18 protein-coding genes are annotated in these 16,902 nt (G+C 56.0%); 6 read left to right on the top strand and 12 right to left on the bottom strand.

The window, feature by feature from the left end:
• The first annotated feature begins 44 nt into the window (after positions 1-44).
• Positions 45-557 (top strand): helix-turn-helix domain-containing protein, encoded by a 513-nt coding sequence (locus LJF34_RS23415; RefSeq protein WP_231188290.1) that lies wholly within the window; start codon positions 45-47, stop codon positions 555-557.
• Here the strand turns inward: LJF34_RS23415 and LJF34_RS23410 are convergent.
• From LJF34_RS23410 to LJF34_RS23385, 6 genes are read right to left on the bottom strand one after another with little or no spacing between them, the layout of a single operon-like run.
• Positions 549-4,424, bottom strand: a complete 3,876-nt coding sequence (locus LJF34_RS23410; RefSeq protein ID WP_231188289.1) for a type IV secretion system DNA-binding domain-containing protein — start codon at positions 4,422-4,424, stop codon at positions 549-551. The genes LJF34_RS23415 and LJF34_RS23410 overlap by 9 nt on opposite strands.
• Complete coding sequence (locus LJF34_RS23405; protein ID WP_231188288.1) at positions 4,421-4,687, bottom strand: hypothetical protein; 267 nt, start codon at positions 4,685-4,687, stop codon at positions 4,421-4,423. The genes LJF34_RS23410 and LJF34_RS23405 overlap by 4 nt, the downstream gene beginning before the upstream one ends.
• Positions 4,687-7,728, bottom strand: coding sequence for a hypothetical protein (locus tag LJF34_RS23400; RefSeq protein WP_231188287.1), 3,042 nt, complete (start codon positions 7,726-7,728; stop codon positions 4,687-4,689). Before LJF34_RS23400 ends, LJF34_RS23405 begins: the two co-directional genes overlap by 1 nt.
• Before the next feature lie 12 nt (positions 7,729-7,740).
• Positions 7,741-8,115, bottom strand: coding sequence for a hypothetical protein (locus LJF34_RS23395; protein ID WP_231188286.1), 375 nt, complete (start codon positions 8,113-8,115; stop codon positions 7,741-7,743).
• Positions 8,115-9,584 carry a hypothetical protein gene (locus tag LJF34_RS23390; protein WP_231188285.1) on the bottom strand — a complete coding sequence of 490 codons (1,470 nt, stop codon included), beginning with the start codon at positions 9,582-9,584 and terminating at the stop codon, positions 8,115-8,117. Before LJF34_RS23390 ends, LJF34_RS23395 begins: the two co-directional genes overlap by 1 nt.
• A gap of 29 nt (positions 9,585-9,613) precedes the next feature.
• Entirely contained in the window at positions 9,614-10,006 is a 393-nt protein-coding gene (locus LJF34_RS23385; RefSeq protein WP_231188284.1) for a hypothetical protein, read from the bottom strand.
• 122 nt (positions 10,007-10,128) lie between these two features.
• Here LJF34_RS23385 and LJF34_RS23380 point away from each other — a divergent pair, with 122 nt between their 5' ends.
• Together LJF34_RS23380 and LJF34_RS23375 are read left to right on the top strand one after the other, a co-directional pair.
• A complete protein-coding gene (locus tag LJF34_RS23380) occupies positions 10,129-10,302 on the top strand; it encodes a hypothetical protein (RefSeq protein ID WP_231188283.1) in 174 nt (57 codons plus the stop codon).
• A 69-nt stretch (positions 10,303-10,371) separates the two neighbouring features.
• A complete protein-coding gene (locus LJF34_RS23375; RefSeq protein ID WP_231188282.1) occupies positions 10,372-10,614 on the top strand; it encodes a hypothetical protein in 243 nt (80 codons plus the stop codon).
• A gap of 32 nt (positions 10,615-10,646) precedes the next feature.
• Here LJF34_RS23375 and LJF34_RS23370 read toward each other — a convergent pair whose 3' ends face one another.
• Positions 10,647-11,978: a hypothetical protein gene (locus LJF34_RS23370; protein ID WP_231188281.1), complete on the bottom strand. Its 1,332-nt coding sequence runs from the start codon at positions 11,976-11,978 to the stop codon at positions 10,647-10,649.
• A gap of 140 nt (positions 11,979-12,118) precedes the next feature.
• Here LJF34_RS23370 and LJF34_RS23365 point away from each other — a divergent pair, with 140 nt between their 5' ends.
• Positions 12,119-12,397 (top strand): hypothetical protein, encoded by a 279-nt coding sequence (locus LJF34_RS23365; protein ID WP_231188280.1) that lies wholly within the window; start codon positions 12,119-12,121, stop codon positions 12,395-12,397.
• Between the two features lie 133 nt (positions 12,398-12,530).
• On the opposite strand, the gene LJF34_RS23360 is transcribed toward LJF34_RS23365, so the two are convergent.
• From LJF34_RS23360 to LJF34_RS23345, 4 genes are all read right to left on the bottom strand, one after another.
• Complete coding sequence (locus LJF34_RS23360) at positions 12,531-12,680, bottom strand: hypothetical protein (RefSeq protein WP_231188279.1); 150 nt, start codon at positions 12,678-12,680, stop codon at positions 12,531-12,533.
• A 52-nt stretch (positions 12,681-12,732) separates the two neighbouring features.
• The gene (locus LJF34_RS23355) at positions 12,733-13,131 is read right to left on the bottom strand and encodes a hypothetical protein (RefSeq protein ID WP_231188278.1); all 399 of its coding nucleotides are present in this window, start codon (positions 13,129-13,131) and stop codon (positions 12,733-12,735) included.
• A 4-nt stretch (positions 13,132-13,135) separates the two neighbouring features.
• A complete protein-coding gene (locus tag LJF34_RS23350) occupies positions 13,136-13,441 on the bottom strand; it encodes a DUF6516 family protein (protein ID WP_231188276.1) in 306 nt (101 codons plus the stop codon).
• A 340-nt stretch (positions 13,442-13,781) separates the two neighbouring features.
• Positions 13,782-14,213 (bottom strand): hypothetical protein, encoded by a 432-nt coding sequence (locus tag LJF34_RS23345; protein ID WP_231188273.1) that lies wholly within the window; start codon positions 14,211-14,213, stop codon positions 13,782-13,784.
• Between the two features lie 427 nt (positions 14,214-14,640).
• On the opposite strand from LJF34_RS23345, the gene LJF34_RS23340 reads away from it, so the two are divergent.
• Together LJF34_RS23340 and LJF34_RS23335 are read left to right on the top strand one after the other, a co-directional pair.
• Complete coding sequence (locus LJF34_RS23340; protein ID WP_255666465.1) at positions 14,641-15,423, top strand: ParA family protein; 783 nt, start codon at positions 14,641-14,643, stop codon at positions 15,421-15,423.
• Positions 15,423-15,842: a hypothetical protein gene (locus tag LJF34_RS23335; RefSeq protein ID WP_231188264.1), complete on the top strand. Its 420-nt coding sequence runs from the start codon at positions 15,423-15,425 to the stop codon at positions 15,840-15,842. Before LJF34_RS23340 ends, LJF34_RS23335 begins: the two co-directional genes overlap by 1 nt.
• A 638-nt stretch (positions 15,843-16,480) precedes the next feature.
• Here the strand turns inward: LJF34_RS23335 and LJF34_RS23330 are convergent.
• On the bottom strand, positions 16,481-16,858 hold the full coding sequence (locus LJF34_RS23330; RefSeq protein ID WP_231188263.1) for a hypothetical protein: 378 nt from the start codon (positions 16,856-16,858) through the stop codon (positions 16,481-16,483).
• Positions 16,859-16,902 lie beyond the last annotated feature (44 nt).

The raw sequence follows: 16,902 nt of genomic DNA, 5'->3' as shown, positions 1-16,902 counted from the left end.
ATATTATAGTCGTCTCAGTTCATTATCGTTGCATGTGAGAAACTATGGTATCTGATACATCCACCACCACCACGGATCTCACCCCCGACGAAATTGAGCAGAAGCTGAATCACGGGAGTCCCCATCGGCGCAATCTCCTCGGCGTGTTTGACGCCGCTGAAACGGACCAACTCAATACCTCAACACTCCGACAACGCGCCGATATTCCCACCGGCAGCATGAGCCATCATCTGAAGACACTGGAACGGTGGGGCCTGATCGAGGACACCGGGCGGCGAGAATACAGCGGCGGCGGTGGTCGCAAGGCACGCGTCTGGCAACTCACCGCAGATGGAAGGGCACTCATCGATGAGAATCCAGACGTTCTTTCCCCGCCTGCTGGTGCGGCCACCGCAGAGCGTGTGACTGCCTTAGAGAATCGGATCGAGGAACTAGAGCGTGAAACCCGCCAACGCCGTGAGACGATCATCGATATTCTCCAAGTACTCACCGCAACGCACGACGATGCAACACAGCAAAAAGTAACTGAGATCGTGAATAACGCCGATCTATCGTAGTTCGTTGAGGGAGTTCGTCGCGTCCTCCTCTTTCTCACAGTTCCCGTTGTCGGCATCTGCTTCGGTCCCTGGCTCAGTTCTGCTGACGGGGGTCGCCTCAGGACTCTCGTCGGTCTGCTGCTCGTCTGTGACCGACTCGTCTTCGCTGGTCGGCTGTTGTCGGTGGGGAGCTACGTTGTCCACCAGATCGAGCAGCGGCGTCTGCTCGCTGCCTTCATACAGTCGAAGGTCCATCGGTGTGAGCGGAATTTTCTCGTCGTTCTCGTCCGTTGCTGGGGTCGGAACAACGATCACATCCCATTCGACTTCGTGGAGATCCCCATTAATCTCGTACTCGGGGATCACTGGGGGCATGATGTTGCGCTCGCCCTCGTCTGGGTACGCACTTGCATCCGTGTAGATGTCCGCTGCTGTGTCAAAGCGGGCGTGAACCGTCCCATCGGAGTCTCGTAGGATGTATTCGCCGGTCTGTTCATCATGCACCCAGATATTATCACGGCTTCCCGGTCGCGTCATGGCCTGTCCGTCGATCTTCAACGGCTGGGTCCCTGTGTAGAATCGCCGTTCGCTGTCGTCGGGGTGTGAACTCTGACAGCACATTGGCTCATGAGCGACCGTATCGTAGACGTTTGTCGCCACGTCTTCACGGGCAAAGAACAGACAGCGATGGCCCGCGTTGTGGGCTTGGGCGAGATTCTTCACTGTCTGGGAGGGTTGGCTGCTTCCCGTCGTGTGTTCGCTCTCGATATAGGCATCGTTGGTCCCGGCAAGACGATAGGGGAGCTGTTTTTGCTGCCGGTAGCTGGTCACTTTCTCGGTGATTTCCTCGGGGTCGTCGTCCGGCATGATCGCGAGCATATCGTCCGTTCGCGCAAGGCCGTCGGGCATGGCGTCGCCGGTCTGCTCGGGAATCTCGAAGATAAAGCCGAGTTGGGTCATCGGGATGTAGGCGTCGGCCATCGGGGCCCAGTGCTCGGCGTTCCCGTCGTTTTCCGAGTCGCCGAGGTTCAGGAATCCCGTATCGAGTGGTTTGACCTGCATTTCGTCTTCGACTTCGCGTCGGTCAATGTACGGATCGGGGATTTCCTGCAAGACTTTGCGCCATGCTTTCCCGGCGTCGCTGACGGTCGTGTCCGGCAGGTAGTCGTTCAGTCGGTCCACACACTCCGCAACAGCTACCCACCCGCCGGGATTCCCGTGGCGGATCGTCTCGTCGTAGACGGCTTTCAGCGCCTGATTGCGCCACGCCTTTTCGCTCAGATCGCTCGCTGCTGCTGTTGGTTCTGCATCCTGCTGCTCGCCGCTGTAGAAGTGCGAGACTTCCTGCTGTTCTTCGGGCGTGAGTTGGGTTGTTCCGTACTCGGCGAGCGACGTCCGTTTCAGTGTGTCCAACTCGGCGTCCGTGCGACCGGGCTGGCCGGTCTGCTCGGTGCGGACTTCACCGACCGGTGGGAACGCGCGCACCTTGTAGGAGTGAGTGAGTTGGTCATTGTCGTCGAGCGTCCGCATGAAGAAGGTGTACGGACTCATGTTCATCAGATCCTCCCACTCAATATCCCGCGAATGCTGCTTGGCAATGAGGCGAGCGTCCTCGTCCCCGCCGGGGTTGTAGGAGATGAACGTCTTACACTGGTTCGCAATTGCTTTCTCGACTTTCGTCGGCAACTGATTTGATGGGTTCTGACACGCGAGCGTCAGGCAGAAGTCGAACGCACGGGCTTCCGAGAGAATCTTGTGGATGTTGGACTCCTCGGTGACGATGGAGTCGAACTCGTCACAGATCACGTAGAACGGCGGATTGTCGTCGGCTTCTCGAATCGCGACCCATGCCCGACGAATGAGCGCCGTCGCGAACAGTCGCTTTTCGGTTTCCCCGCTGCTCGGGTCGTTGCGAACAACCACGATCTTCCCGTTCTCGACGGCTTCCTGAATCGACACCGTACTGTCCGGGTTGCTAATCAGGTTCCGCACGGCGTCGTTCTCAATCCACTGGCTAAAGCGACCGGCGAGCGGTTCGAGGTCGCTATCTTCTTTGTCAGCAATGCGTTTGGCCGACTCGCGGATGAAGTGAATCCGCTCTTCGTCCATCCAGTTGTGGAACTTATCGAGATTATCCGAATCCGCGACACAGCACGCCAGATCGAGGAGCGTACAGTCTCGTCCAGACTTCGCCATCCCACGGATCAGGGTCCGTGTGACTCGATTCATCAACGCCCCCCAATAGTTGTCGTCACCGCCCGCTTGGGCAGCAATCGCCACCACGTCGTCGGCGAGCGCTTCAACAGCGCTCGCGAACGCGCGACTGTCCGGCGGGGCGTTCGACGGGACTTCCATGAAGTTGAACGTCACTTGCTCGTCGTACTCGTCGGTGAGGTCAACGAACACCAAATCATCCTCGCGATCTTCGGGCACCTCGCGTAGGAACTCGTCGGCGTCCTTGCCTTTCGGGTCGAAGATGAGACAGCCATGGCCCCGATTCATGATCTGGCTGGCTTGATTCACCAAGAATGTCGTCTTGCCCATCCCGGTTCCGCCGCCGACAAATTGGTGAATATTCAGGATCTCGGGAGTCACGCCCGCCTCGATTCCATTCTTCTTGCCGCGCCCGTACCAGTACGGCCGGGCCGGGTCGTCCTCCGAGAGCATGGCAAGTTGGATTGCACCCGGATCACTCGTCGCGCGTTCGAGGTCGTGAGCGTCGTAATCGAAGCGCGGGGTCCGGGGCGGAATTCCACGCCCGGATTTGCTCATCGTGTACTCAATCTCTTGGGTGTTGAGGTCGGTCGGGACGTGACAAATCCCGGTGAGCGTGTCGGTCGCGAACGTGATTCCTTGGTTGGTACCGGTCCACTCTCGGCTTGCCATTGACTCCAAGAAGCCACCCAGTTGCTTCTGTTTGAAGAACTTCGGGGTGAAGCCTTGCTCGTAGCTGGAGTCGTAGAATTTCCGGTACATCCCAGCAGTCTCCTCGACACGACTCACGGCCTCTTCTTCGCTATCAGAGACGGCAACCACGCGAATATCGACGTGATAGCCTTTCTTCCCGCGTTGGCTCGCAACGACATTCGCGGCTTTCGAGTTGCTGGCTTCCTCGCGATACTTCGTGAAATTCTCCTGTTCGTCCGCGTCAACGCCTTCGAGTTGCCCGCCACTCATCGCTGAGGCCGTTTCCCTCAGGACCGCTCCAGCGTCAAACCCGCTTTTGGACTCTTTGAGTCGCCGCACGGTCTTGCCGATGCCGTGATACCAGTTGCGACGGTCCCACGTCGCGTTTGAAATCGCAGGCTTGATCATGATCTGCACCATCACGTCCGCGTTCGGACGATGTGGGGCTCCGACCATCTCTGAGGTGATCGAGTCGTAGGGATCGGTCTCGAAATGATCAGGATCGAGCTTGAAGTGCTTGATCGGGAGGAACGAATCGTCTTGGCGCAGCTTGAGGCGAGCGGCCGCAACGTACTGTCCGGCGGCCATATCCAAGAATTCGGGCTCGATCTCGACAATATCCGAATCGCCGTAGTATGTCTTGAGTTGGCGATCTAAGCGGTCGTGCATCCCCTCGTCACCTGGTGCGAATCGATACTGTAGGATCTCCTCGTCATCGTCGTAGACGAGTTCGAACGCACTGCCCGGCGTCACGTTCTGCTTGCGAACCCGCCCGTCGAGCTGCACATCATGGAGCGAACTCAATAGTTGCATCCCACGTTGAAGCCCTCCTTCGTCCTTGTACGGGCGAATCCCGATGAGTGCTGATTGCTCACACGCATGGTCGTAGAGATCGGTCACGAGGTCGTCATCAACCTGTCGCGCGGCGGGACTCCCCTGTCCGCGCACGTTCTCATACACGCTTTCGAAAAAGCCCGTCATGCGACCACCTCCTGATAGCGCTCGCTCGCATACTGGCCGAGTCGGAGTGCATTGATTACGAGCATGACGACGGCAAAGTGGGCTGCCAAGAGACAAGTGAGTACCAAGAGATCGCTCACAAACCCGCTGCCGAGGCTGGTAAGTGTAAACGCAAACCGCTCGGGGAGCGACACGCCGAACATTTCGACAACGGGGGCGAGCGGACTGGCAAGCAACAGATTTCCGAGCAGCGAGAGTCCCCACGCGGCGATGGTTGGGGGCATTAGGACCACCTCCATTCCCACTGCTCGTCACTCTCGGCGCAGTAGTCCTCCAAAAAGCCCTGCAAATCGGAGCCATCGTTGGCTGCGTCGTACTCGTACAACGCGAACTCACGCGGGTTCATCTCGTCGGTCATCACCACACGGAGGGGGTAGCTTTCTTTCTGGTCAATGTCAAGCAGGGCATCCGACCAGCCTTTCCCTGCTTCGCCGGGATCGGCGTCCTGGATGTATTCCACCGCTTGCTCGCTCAGCCCGATTTCTCGCCCGCGTTCGTCGTTCATCTCCTTGAGATAGTGGTAGATCTGGCGCGATTGATTCTGGAAGATCACTTCCGCACTCTCGGTCAATGTCTCAGTCTGGTTGCTGCCGTCGCCGCTGGTTTCAGCGAAGAACTCCGACACCGACTGGGTGAACAACCCAATCGAAAGGTCGTAGTGCCGACTGTGGCGGTGAGCCTGTTTGAGCGATTCCAGATTGGCGGAGTTTTTGAGCATGTAGCTCGCCTCGTCGATCAGCATCATCAGCGGTTCCGGCGAGGTCTTGGCCTGCTCGTACATCTCCTTCAACAACAATTCCATCATCAGGCCGCCACGCTGTTGCTCGTTCTCGTAGCGTTGGAGGTCGAGATAGATCGTGTCGGCGTCGTCAAAGCTGATGTTCGATTGCTTGGTCAACTGGCCGTACTCGTCGTTGAACGCCTCAATATCGTTGTTCACAATATCGATTGCCGTCTGTTGACGGTCGTTGACGGCTTCGTCTGACTCCCGAATCTCCTTATCAACGTAGGTTTCAGGGTCCGTGACCATGGCCTTCAGCACGTCGATCACGTCGGCCAGCGTCGGACTCGCATTGCTGTGGGTCGTCGGGTCCTTGGTGATCCCCGCCCGCTTGTACGCGGCTTTGATCGCCTTTTGCCACGTTCCTTTCTTCTCTTCGAAGCCGCTCAGCCCTTCGATGTAATAGTAGTTCCCGACAAACCCGATAGTCTGGGTGACAGCGTCGTTATACGGCGTGTGCTTGCCGATCTTCTGCAAGCGATCAGTGGGCGTCGGCTCAATCCGCATCGGATTGATGGGCGTGTCACCGCCGACGATGATGTGCTGGCCGTCGAACGCTTCGCACAAGCCGGTGAACTCTTGGAGCGGATCGACCATCACCAGCTTCATGTCGGGATGTTTCGTCTTCTGCCGGAACGCGATTTGCTTGCCCGTCGTGGTTTTCCCTGAACCAATGTTCCCGTAGATGCCGAAGTTGTACCCCGTCTGGCAATCGTACCAGTCGAGGATCGTTGGCTCGCCCGTGTGAGCGTGTTCGCCGATCTCGATGCCGCCGGGTTCCTCGACGTTCTGGGTACTCCACGGGAACAGACTTGCCAAGCCCATCCCAAGCATTTTCACGGGTTGGTAGGCCGATTTCGGGACAGTCGGGGCGGACATTCGATAGCCCGCTTCGTGATTGAATTTCATCCGCTTAGCCGAGACACGTTCGTCCTGCAAGCGGGCCCGAATCTGGCTGATCGCCGTCTGCAACGTATCAGTGTCCGGTGCCCGAACGGTGATGTACGTCTGCGTGTCGAACAACCCGTAGTCGCTCGCTTCGAGTGCATCGAGGGTTGCACTCACCTCGCTGAGTTTCCGTTCGTACTTGCTGCCGAAGGGGTTCCACTTCGAATTCAGCGCGTCCTCGGCTTTCTTCGTCAAGGCGTCCTGAGCGTCGGCCAGTTCGCGGCGGGCTTTCTGCTCGTCCACCCCTTCGATAGAAGTCGAAACGACGACTTCGACGCCCGGAAGGCCGTAATTCAGCACGTTTTCAAGCGCGCCGTAGGCGGGTTGACCGGGCCACTCACGCAATGCGAGTGTCGTCGAATACAGATCGTCGTCAATCTGCACGTAGTCGGGATTGCTCCGGTCGAACACTTCGGGGGCAAGGACACTGCGGAAGTGTTCAGCGGTCGCTTCCTCACCCGATACGAGGTCTGCGACCGCATTCGCATTCACGGCCGCGGTGTCGAACTCCCAGTCTCCGACCTCGCCCGGTGTATCAGCGTCGGGGACAGATGGTGATCGTCGCGAGCGTCCGCGAGCGGGTCGCTGGACTGCCCCGCCGTCGGGTTCGATGGGTTGGCGACCCTCGTCATTGTTGAGCGCGGTGACGTGCTGGTAGGTCATTTCATGCTCGGGATCTTCGAGCGTCCCTGGTGTGGGTGCGCCGCGAAGGGCGGTCGTCCACTCGTCGCGTGCGCCCACGTTGTCCGCTCGATAGTAGTCGGCTGCAACCTGTGCGAGGTCGAACGAACCCACCGGATGGGCGGACAATCCTTCGATCTGGCCGAGTGCCGTCGCAAGTTCTTCGACGCGCCGCCGGAGCGTATCCAGCAATTGGTTTGTGAGATCGGCACTTCCCGCTCGTTCGTGGAGTTCTTTCTTCTCGATCAACTCCCCAAGGCCGGGAACGTTGCCAAGGCCGCCCTCCTCGCTCGTCGTATCCAGCACCCCTTCACCGGGACGAACCTTCGCGAGCATGTAGTATTCACGCGAAAGCGTGGTCTGTTGGTAGAGGTCGACCACGGCAGCACGTTCTTCCCACACGTCCGCCCGCACCTGTTCAGCGAACGAGAGATCGTCCTGCTGGCGGCGAACGGTGAGTTCGGCGTCCTTGTAGCGTTCTTGACGGTCATCGTAATTCACCGTCCGCATTGGACTGTACCACTGTGCTTCATACGACACCGTGGTCGCGAGCGTATCAGCGAGCGACCGCACGCGCTTTTCCCACGTTCCGATGTCGGCGAGCGCCATGTTCGCGGGCTCGATCTTCACGCCGCCGATGAGTGCGCCTGACTCATCCACGAGTGCGGGATCTCCCCGGAATGGGTAGTTGAGACTCACCAACTCTTGGGTGCGGTCGTCGCTTTCGTCGGGTACGCCCGGCAAGCGATTCAACAGCGGCTTGCGTGCGAGCCGGGCAGGGAGACTATCGTTCTGCGGTTGGTTGAACAAGCGGTCATCCGTGTCCGAATCGTCGGAATCAGTGTTGTCAAACATTGGTCTAGAGGATTATGAGTCGTCGTCTGCATCGGTTGGCGAGCGATACTCCGGGGGTTGGTAGCCGAGAACGGGCGTCTGGATGTCGCGGTCGTGCAACAGCACGTGCTGGCGGGTGTAGTGGCGAATGATAATCGAGAGATACTCGACTGGCCCCATGTGATCGGGTGTCGCGAGAACGCCGATAGTCGTCACGAGCACGCATAGAATGAGAACGACCCACCCGAGCGTGGCGGGCCACCCCGTCAGCACGAATTTAACGATGAAGTACAGCACGAGCGAGGGCATGTACAGCTTGGCGAGGTCGAATTTGTCGTAGCCGTACAGATCAGCACTCGCCGAGTACTCCGACAACACAAGCTGCACTTCGTCATTGCGCCGGGCCATTAGTCGTCACCTCCCGTCCGACTGAGCCGGTAGCGTGGCTTGGCTTCGTACGAATCAGCCGACTGCGACCGAGCGGACGATTGCTCGCGAGCATGGCGAGTTCGAACGACGTGCTTGCGGGCGCGAGTGCGGAAGCGTTGGTCGCTGGAATGCGTCGCGTCGTGGAGTGCACGAATGCGTTCGGCCGTCTGCGTATCGTCCGTCCGGCTCGACCGATTCATACGATCAGCCAGCAGGTTGGCTTGTTCGCCGGTGATACCTCCGTCGGCAGCGATAGTGCGGTCTTCCGGGCTTGTCGTGCTGGAATTGGAGGTGAGCGAGATGCCGTCGTCGTCTTCGTCGCGGAAGCGGTCGTAGCGCTCATGGAAGTAATCAGCCTTCGATGCCGCCGCGCCGCCAACTGCTGCGGCGCTCGTCGTGATCGACGCGGGGAATTTGAAGAAGCCGTACGAGATGACGAAGGGGAGGCCAAGTGCGATGGCAAAGATCGCGAGCGTCAGGAAGAACCCGATAATGCCACCGATGCCGAAACTCCACTCTAATTCGTAGGCAACTCGGAGGAGAACAGCGACGGGAAGTGAAACCCAGACAAGGCCGAACCACTGCCAGAACAGCATACTCCCCAACATTCTGAGACGGCGATGGGGAGCCGCATACGCGGTGAGCAGGATGATCGGCATCATGATCGGGGCGAACAGTAATACCAACTGCCGGAACCCGTACACGAGTGCAAGGATCAGTGCTTCTATTGCGCCGGTAAGATAGAGACCAAGAATTCCAACAATCGGTCCAGCACTGAGCTTAAGCACACCACCTAACGAACTGGTGAGATTCTTTGGTTTGGGTGCGAATGCCCATGCAACAGAGTTTGCGAAATGCTGCATGAGGTTCGTGAAGTTGTAGGCAAGACCAACAACGATAACCGCCATCCCAAGACGGCCAAGCCAGCGTGTGATCCGCCCTCGACTAAACATCGTGCTGGCACTCATCGCAGCGGCGCTCATCATCACGAACATACCGAGGAACAACACGATTGCGGGGAAGATGTACGCGCCGTACACCTCCTTGTGAAGGGTCGTAAACGGTTCATTCGTGGGAACGCCGTTATTTCCCATATGTGCGTAAGGGGTCCCGATCCACAGAGACATAGACGCGCGTAGCGCCCACCGGAACATATTGCCGACCTTCTCTTTAAAGAAGTCAACAGTCTCTTCGGCCCACTCTCTCGGACCGATGCCAAGACCAAAACCTCCACCCCCACTGCCGGTACTGCTGTTATTCGAGCCAGCCCAGTGCCCCCACCCGTCGCCGGGGCTGTAGCCACTATCATCACCGGCCGAACCGTTGGTTGTTGAGTTGTTCGTCTGTGTCTGTGCGGCGACCGGATTCACGATGCCTGTCGCTCCAACGACCGAGGTAACGACAAGCAGGGCGACAAGGGTCCGAATCACCAGACGGAAGTGTGTCATAAAATTGGAGTTCGTCAAGTGATCGGAAGCTATCCGAGGATGTTCCCGCAGGAACTGCTCGCTTCCACGGGCGAGAATCCAAGCGCGAAGTTCGCGAACGCCAATCCGATTACGATCATCGCGACACCAACGAAGAAACCACCAATGGCGACGTTCGCCAGCTTCGAGGTGCCTTTGACGGGGACGGCTTTCAGCACGACCGCAGCGAGCAGCATGGCGACGAGAAATGCGATTGCAAGCCCACCAATGCCCGTTTGCACGGCAGCGGCGAACTGACCGCCTTGGGTATTGCAGAAGTCCTGCGCGGCGGCGGTCCCTATCATCAGTGTGCTACCGCTCCCTGCGACAAGAAGCGGGGCGAGGCGGCGTGAGAGGGCGGTTATAAACGATTCTAGATTCGGGAGGACGTGTGAGTCAGTCATTGTTTTAGATTGTCTATTATATGCTTTTAGACACATTGTCTTTTTAGACGACTTTACACAAATAATTATAACGTCACGACAGACTTAAGTTTAACGGGTATAAACATAGGAGAGAATTCAACATGGCTCGACCAAGCGTCGAAATTCCGTATCACATCATCGGTGGCGTCAAAGACTACGCAGAAAAGCACGACCTCAGCCGCGACGAGGCCCACACAAAGCTCTTGCGCGAGGGATTAATCGCGGACGGTATCTTTAACGGAGACATTTCGGATGATTCAGACACGACAGAGTAGCGATTACGTCTGTGCTGTCCGAAAAATTAAGAGAAGACAACTCGAACGAGTGAGTACGAGGTAATCACGATGGGACTTCACGCACGACTTGATGCAAAGGCTGCCACCTTTATCGGCTTAGTTACACTCGTCTGTGCGGTCTTTTTAATCAAGGATTGGGGAATTATCTCATCGATCTTTCTCGCTCTTGCAGGCGGATACATGGTGACACGAAAACCCCAGCACTTCACTGGCATTAGTGTCATTACAACCATGTTTTTCTACGGTGTCCTTGTGTTCATAGGTCTCTTTTTCTCTCCCGTCAGCAGCTAACTCCTGCAAATTCTCTTATTGAACGGACAATATCAGGCGACCGAACGACCATTCACAGAGATATTCTTCGCGACGTCCGGCCAGCCCCGGAACACACTGGCACGCGTCCCGTGCCACCCCTTTGTTTGAACCGAAAACCCGTCTACTGTACACTTGCCAGCGCCATCAGACACCACTAACGCAAGCTGTGGTTGATTGAAGATCTCGACCGACACGTTCTGAATGGTCGCGTTCTGCACGCCGTGGAGGACTGTGAGACTCCATCCTGTGGGTTGCCGTTGAATGATGCGCGTATTCTTGACTGTACAGGTGCCGTCGTCGATGCGGATGGGTCGCTGCTCGTGGTAGAACTCCTCGCCGAACGCCTGATCGATGATCACTTTACATCCGATGATTTTCGAGTTCTCCCCGCCGATACGGATATTCGAGGCTTGTGAGTTCGCTGCGATACAGTTGATCACTTCGACGGTGCCATCCCCTTTGTCTGGATGGCCTCCGATCACGTAGATGCCATTATCAGGCCATCCGCCACACATGATCTCCTCTAAGCGAAGCGTCCCTTGCGTGCGCGGATGCATCGTGATTCCAGATGTCGCCCACGAGCGTCCGGCATACGGCCCACCGTCGTACGTATCGCGGGTGTTGATCGTCTTTTGGTAGGTCTTCCCACCAAATCGAATGTCGAGTCGTCGACCGAGAATCGCTGCCTCTTCGGTTACTGGATCGAGGCGGAAGGCTCCCTGACACCCGAGCGAATGCATCCCCCGTTGCCGAACGTTTTGGACGATGGAGCTTCCGGCTGTATGGTGATTGAGGATCTGGATACCTTCGTTTTTCCCGCGCCAATCGAACACGAACCCACCGAAAACGAATTTGCCGCGATGCGGGTTGTCGGGCACGCCGATTTTGAAGTGTTGGGCGGGGCCGTGAAACTCGCCCTTCGTTACGTCGAAGCCGTCAATCGCTTCGACGGTCCCGTGTTTCATCACCGCGTTATTCCCGATAATCCCCATGTCTTTGTTCCCAGCACGCCGGATTTGAGAATTCATCTTGTACGTTCCCTGCGGGAAGAACAACAGCGTCTCGTCTCGAAGCTCTCGCTGGATAAGCGGAGAGACGTCTTCTTCGCCGGTCGGGTCGGCACCGGCGTCTTCGACCATGTTGACCACGCGATTGAACTGCCCCGAATACTGGCTGGGATCGAGAGCACTTCCAACGCCGATCTGACTTGAGTTCGTGCTGCTGGAGTTGTTGCCGGATGCCGGAACACTCCCGGTGCCGCCGCCCATGGACATGCCACAGCCTGCGAGGCTCGTACTGAGGCCGAGTGCGGTTGTTGCTTTGAGATACGTTCGTCTGTTCATATGCAAATAATACCTCGTTAATTCATCTACCCTATAATTGCAATTCAACTAGGATAAAGGTTGGGACTACACTCGTGGATCAATGGCCGCGAGCGAGCGATACAGCGGCTATTGGGCGAGGATCTGCTGTTGGCTGAGAGATGGATGACAGTAACTTACTCTCCCCCACTCTTGCGAGCGAGGGTTTTCAGGCAGACGAGTGTGGCCTGTTCCACGCCTTCACGTCACCGGGGACCAACTCATCTCCGCGGCTTCCCGAAGTGAGTGATGAGCGTCACATGGGGTCGGGAGCGCGTTTCGAGTTTCGTGACGGTGCGGTGGCCCGCAAAGTGCCGCTTTTCCCGGTTGTCCCGGTCATCGGCGCGGGCAAGCTCCGGGCGACCGTGGTTCTCGACGGAGAAACGCCGTCGATCTGGTGAATGTCACACCAGTGGTCGGGAGAGCAAGCCTGTGGCCGTCTTGCTTGCCACATTGACACCACACCCCTTGTGTATTATAAATCTTTTTATTAAACAAATTGTGGTCGAAAGTACCGACCGGAGTCGCGAGCGATCACGTGCGAGAAGTACCGGGCACGAGTACCCACACGCGGGCGGTTGCAACGTACTCACCATCTTCCTCTTGGATGTATCCTTCGGCACGGGCTTCGGCTATCGCGTCGTCCAGATCGCCGTCAAAGCGACCGTGGTGGTGTGCAATCACGCTAATCTGAGACAGAGGTTGACGCTCACCTGTTGTCTCGTGTGACTATAGACTATGCTGAAGCGGTTCCGCGTCTCCCAGCGGGCATGTCGATGTCGATCTCGATTCCATCATAGCGCATGACTGGTTTCTTCGCCTGTCCCGCCTGCTCGAACTCGATGACATTCAGTGTTTCAAGTTCAGACAGATTTCGGTGCACGTCCCGGTAATCGCGGTCAACCAGTTCGGCAGCCTGCTGGATGCTTTCGGGTTCGTGTTCGGCAATCGTTCGGAGCAGTTCGAGGTTAGTTTCTGAAACTAGCCGTGCCAAGTCTGCCTCGCTTTCGAACGTCAGCGTGTGCCGGCTCTCAACTTCTTCGCCACGTTCGAGTGCTTCGACTGCCGCTTGGGCTTCGTCAAGGGCCTGTTCGGAATCTGCAACGCGAATTCGGAGCGTTCGATCTTCTGTCATGGTGTTAGTGAGTGTCGGATGATCGTTCGTCTTTCAATTCTCCCCGTTCAGTCCGAAATCGTTGAATGAGCGTCGACATTCCGGGGAATTCGATTTCTTCCACGCCGTCGGTTGTATGCCGGTCGTGACCGTGCGTGCGTTCGTGGGCGTTATCGTAGCGAAGGATGGTGTCCCCTTCGAGCGTTCCGAAGTGGAGTGTGTAGTCCCACCCGCACGGGTATTTGTCGTTGGTTGTTTGCCGAACGCGGACATGGGTGACGTAGCCGTCTCCTTTGGTGGTCTCGTCAATGAGCGTCTCAACATCTGCCATCCTCATAGTATGGGACGAACCCCATACACATATAGATATGGGTTCAACCCCATATGGAGACAACTCATACAGCAATTCTGCGTGTACCGTTCAGCGGCAGTATTCAGTCTCGGTTGAAAAGTGCACAACGTAGAGTGCAGTGAGTTAGTATAATAAACTAACCTACAAGATGCCTTGGGTATATATGTCTCTCCCACAGCGAATGGACAAAACGGGCGTCCAAGAATCGCTCACTGGGGTGAATAACGACTTTTGCTTCTTCGAACACTGCTCCACGAGCGGAGTTAATACATGCTGATGCATGGTGGCTGAGTTGCGGTAGGGAATACGTCAACCAGCGTTAGAGAAAGCGATCCGCAATCGACTTCACCCGATTTTTGATCCCACTCTCACCGCCAACCGTTCCCTCCTGGTCAATGGTATGCTCAACACCAAACTTCTCGACTCGAATCACCTGCTCGTCCGCATCGTAACTCACCGTGAACTCATTCTGTTCAAGCCGCTCGATAATTGGCCTGAACTGCTCCGGCGGTTCGGCCTCATCATCGCTCGATTCTGTATTCTTCGGTGAAGTTTCACTCTGGTCAACGGGTGCTAAGCGTGGTTCGGGAAAGCCGTAGCGATGGACGTGATTCGCTTCAACACCGTCACGAAGGTCAGCAGGGTCTGCGTCAGTCCATTCTTCCCAGTAGCCATTGAGGTCCGAGAGAAACGAGACCAGCACTAACTGCGCGTCAGCTGGATACTCGGGATTCGTGTCAGCGGTCGTCATCGGGCCCTCATTCGTGGGAAACTCCCACTCTGCAATCGTCGTCTCTGGCGGTCGTGCGATGACAACTGCTTGGTCTGGGTTGTCGTCGTCCGTGTCGATGACGCGATCCCCGACTGACAGTCGTGTCGTCCCCATTTCGCTCATACTGTCGCGTTGCGACTGCGAGGCGATAAATCGGAGGGGTCGAAACGTTAGTATGTGCTCCTAACCACAGATCCTCAAAATGTGGCTTCGTCACTCGTCCATCTCAGCATAGACATGCTCTGCCGTCACGTTCGCTAAGCCCTGTTTGATAACCACCGGATCGCAGAAAAGATGCACTCCACAGTAGCCGGACACCCGTTACTACCGTGATTCTTCACGATCTGATGTTGAGGGAAACAGTTAACCGGGTTTAACGGGTTAAACAAATTAACGGGTTGTACCAATGTCCGGAAAGAATGAAGCAACACGAATTGCTGTCACGAACCAAAAGGGCGGTGTTGGGAAGACAATGGTCGCAATCAACCTCGCAGGCGCACTTGCACATCGCGGCCACGACATCCTCTTCGCCGACATCGATCCCCAAGGAAACGGTACCGAAGGCGTCGGCTTGGCAACCGCCTATGAAGAACGTGAACCGAACGCGTACACGATGTTTTCCGACATCGAAGAATCACCACTCATCAACGATCTCATTCGTGAGGGTAGTGAGTTCGACGTCCTCCCCTCGAACATTGACCTCTTCAATGTCGAATACGAATTGATGACCTCGATTCGGACCGAAGAACGACTCTCGATTGCATTCGACGAACTCGACACCGAGTACGACTTCATCGTCGTCGATTGTCCGCCGAACTTAGGCGTCCTCACGGACAATGCGATGCTTGCCTGTCGAAACATCGTCATTCCTGCACTCGCTGAATCAACGAGTATCCGTGCCCTCGAACTGCTCACGAATCAAGTCGAATCGCTCGAAAGTGGGTACGATATCGACGTGACTGAACTCGCGCTCGTCGCAAATCGTGTTGAGAACGACGGTGAAGCCGACGAGATGATGCAGTGGTTCGAGGATACGTATGCAGCACATCTCCCTGTGTTCGAGATCCGTAAGCGAGTCGCGCTCAAACGTGCGTGGGATGCTGGGGTCTCCACCTTCGAGCACGATGAAGCGTGTGACATGGCGGCGGAATTTGATTCCCTTGCCGAACATATCGAGGAGGTAGCCTGATGACTGACGACAAAGGTGAACGGTCAAATCGGCTCGCAAGCCGTTTTGAGCGGAAAGAATCCAGTTCATCAAGCGGTAAACCCGATAAACAAGATAAAACAGGTAAACAAGATAATCTCGATAAACAGGTTAAACCCGATAAACAAGATAAAATAGACACGATATCGTTTGACTCGGAGTTTAGCGATGTCATCAATGCGGATGAGAACGTGAAAGACCGACCGGGAGTCTTAATGTTCCTTCCAAAGGCATATTCCGACGAACTCGACATCCAGTACCAATTGCTGAGCGCGCAGTACCAGCGTGAGCACGGCGAGAAGTTGGGCAAAGGACGCACTTTTTACCCGGCAGTCATCAAAGCGGGCCTCGAAAGTGACCGACTGCCCGAACTGCTTGGTATCGGAGACAGCGACGAATAACAACCCAGATTTTTTCCACGATGATGACTCATAGATGTTTGTTAGTAGCTAATACTAACGAACGATTGCAAGGTATTCATGAAGGATAGACGACTAACAGCAACCTACTCTCCCCCGCTCTTGCGAGCGAGGGAAGAGAGGAAACGTATCGCGTGAGCCCGCTAGCGATCATGCACGAGAAGTACCGGGCGGGAGTTCCCACACGCAATCTGTGGCGACGTACTTACCATCCTGCTCCTCCATGTATCCTTCGGCACGGGCCTCAGCTATCGCGTCGTCCAGATCGCCGCCATGTCAATCAGTGATGCAAGCAGCCGTACACGATGAATCCGACTCCACTGCCTCATTTTGCACTAAGCGGGTGTGGGGGCTATTACAGTGTCAAAACAGCATCAACAATGGAGTACAGAGCAGTCCCACTCCACACTAATACTGAACCGGCCTTGTGTGCTCGCGACTGTTCCACGATCCAGACCTTTATCGAGAACGAAGAACTGCCCTCTCCATAGCGATCTGCCTCAGTATGCCGATTCGTCGCAAGAAGTGTGAGGGCAGTGAATCTCGAGTAAAACAAAGCTGTCAACGATGGTATCAACTTGGGAGGCAAACGGTAGAACAGACATTTTTAACGGTGTGGATTACGTAAGTGGATCGTCCGCATTCGAATCTCCTTCTGTTTCATCGTTCTCGATTTGTTCTGCACGTAGCAGTGCTTCTATACGCGGATGTTCAGTATACGAAATAAGCTGGAGCGAGGCGTTGTACTCGATTACACCATAATCAGCCAATTTTGGGAGGTGAATATGGTGAAGCCGAATTAAGAGACGTTCTCGAGCTTGCGTAGGATCAGTACTCCCATCGGATCTGAGTTCTTCAAGTAGTGCTTCGAGGGGAATCGGACGATCGGCATCCTCGAGAAGGTAGGTCAATATTTGTCGGCGTTCCGAATCTGCTAGGAGCTTCAAGAGTTCATCAAGCGAACAGCGTTGATCATCATCGTCATCCGACGAGCTCATTCTATGGAAGTATAAGAGCCAGTTGTAAAAGGGATTGGTCTGTT

The organism is Haladaptatus sp. DYF46, assembly GCF_021083305.1.
In the GTDB taxonomy this organism is placed as follows: domain Archaea; phylum Halobacteriota; class Halobacteria; order Halobacteriales; family Haladaptataceae; genus Haladaptatus.
This window is presented reverse-complemented; position numbering and strand designations above follow the sequence as displayed.

Excerpts from the sequence above, each read along its gene's own strand:
- LJF34_RS23415 (WP_231188290.1), top strand. The coding sequence starts at position 45 with ATGGTATCTGATACATCCACCACCACCACGGATCTCACCCCCGACGAA.
- LJF34_RS23410 (WP_231188289.1), bottom strand. The coding sequence starts at position 4,424 with ATGACGGGCTTTTTCGAAAGCGTGTATGAGAACGTGCGCGGACAGGGG.
- LJF34_RS23405 (WP_231188288.1), bottom strand. The coding sequence starts at position 4,687 with ATGCCCCCAACCATCGCCGCGTGGGGACTCTCGCTGCTCGGAAATCTG.
- LJF34_RS23400 (WP_231188287.1), bottom strand. The coding sequence starts at position 7,728 with ATGTTTGACAACACTGATTCCGACGATTCGGACACGGATGACCGCTTG.
- LJF34_RS23395 (WP_231188286.1), bottom strand. The coding sequence starts at position 8,115 with ATGGCCCGGCGCAATGACGAAGTGCAGCTTGTGTTGTCGGAGTACTCG.
- LJF34_RS23390 (WP_231188285.1), bottom strand. The coding sequence starts at position 9,584 with ATGACACACTTCCGTCTGGTGATTCGGACCCTTGTCGCCCTGCTTGTC.
- LJF34_RS23385 (WP_231188284.1), bottom strand. The coding sequence starts at position 10,006 with ATGACTGACTCACACGTCCTCCCGAATCTAGAATCGTTTATAACCGCC.
- LJF34_RS23380 (WP_231188283.1), top strand. The coding sequence starts at position 10,129 with ATGGCTCGACCAAGCGTCGAAATTCCGTATCACATCATCGGTGGCGTC.
- LJF34_RS23375 (WP_231188282.1), top strand. The coding sequence starts at position 10,372 with ATGGGACTTCACGCACGACTTGATGCAAAGGCTGCCACCTTTATCGGC.
- LJF34_RS23370 (WP_231188281.1), bottom strand. The coding sequence starts at position 11,978 with ATGAACAGACGAACGTATCTCAAAGCAACAACCGCACTCGGCCTCAGT.
- LJF34_RS23365 (WP_231188280.1), top strand. The coding sequence starts at position 12,119 with ATGGATGACAGTAACTTACTCTCCCCCACTCTTGCGAGCGAGGGTTTT.
- LJF34_RS23355 (WP_231188278.1), bottom strand. The coding sequence starts at position 13,131 with ATGACAGAAGATCGAACGCTCCGAATTCGCGTTGCAGATTCCGAACAG.
- LJF34_RS23350 (WP_231188276.1), bottom strand. The coding sequence starts at position 13,441 with ATGGCAGATGTTGAGACGCTCATTGACGAGACCACCAAAGGAGACGGC.
- LJF34_RS23345 (WP_231188273.1), bottom strand. The coding sequence starts at position 14,213 with ATGACGACCGCTGACACGAATCCCGAGTATCCAGCTGACGCGCAGTTA.
- LJF34_RS23340 (WP_255666465.1), top strand. The coding sequence starts at position 14,641 with ATGTCCGGAAAGAATGAAGCAACACGAATTGCTGTCACGAACCAAAAG.
- LJF34_RS23335 (WP_231188264.1), top strand. The coding sequence starts at position 15,423 with ATGACTGACGACAAAGGTGAACGGTCAAATCGGCTCGCAAGCCGTTTT.
- LJF34_RS23330 (WP_231188263.1), bottom strand. The coding sequence starts at position 16,858 with ATGAGCTCGTCGGATGACGATGATGATCAACGCTGTTCGCTTGATGAA.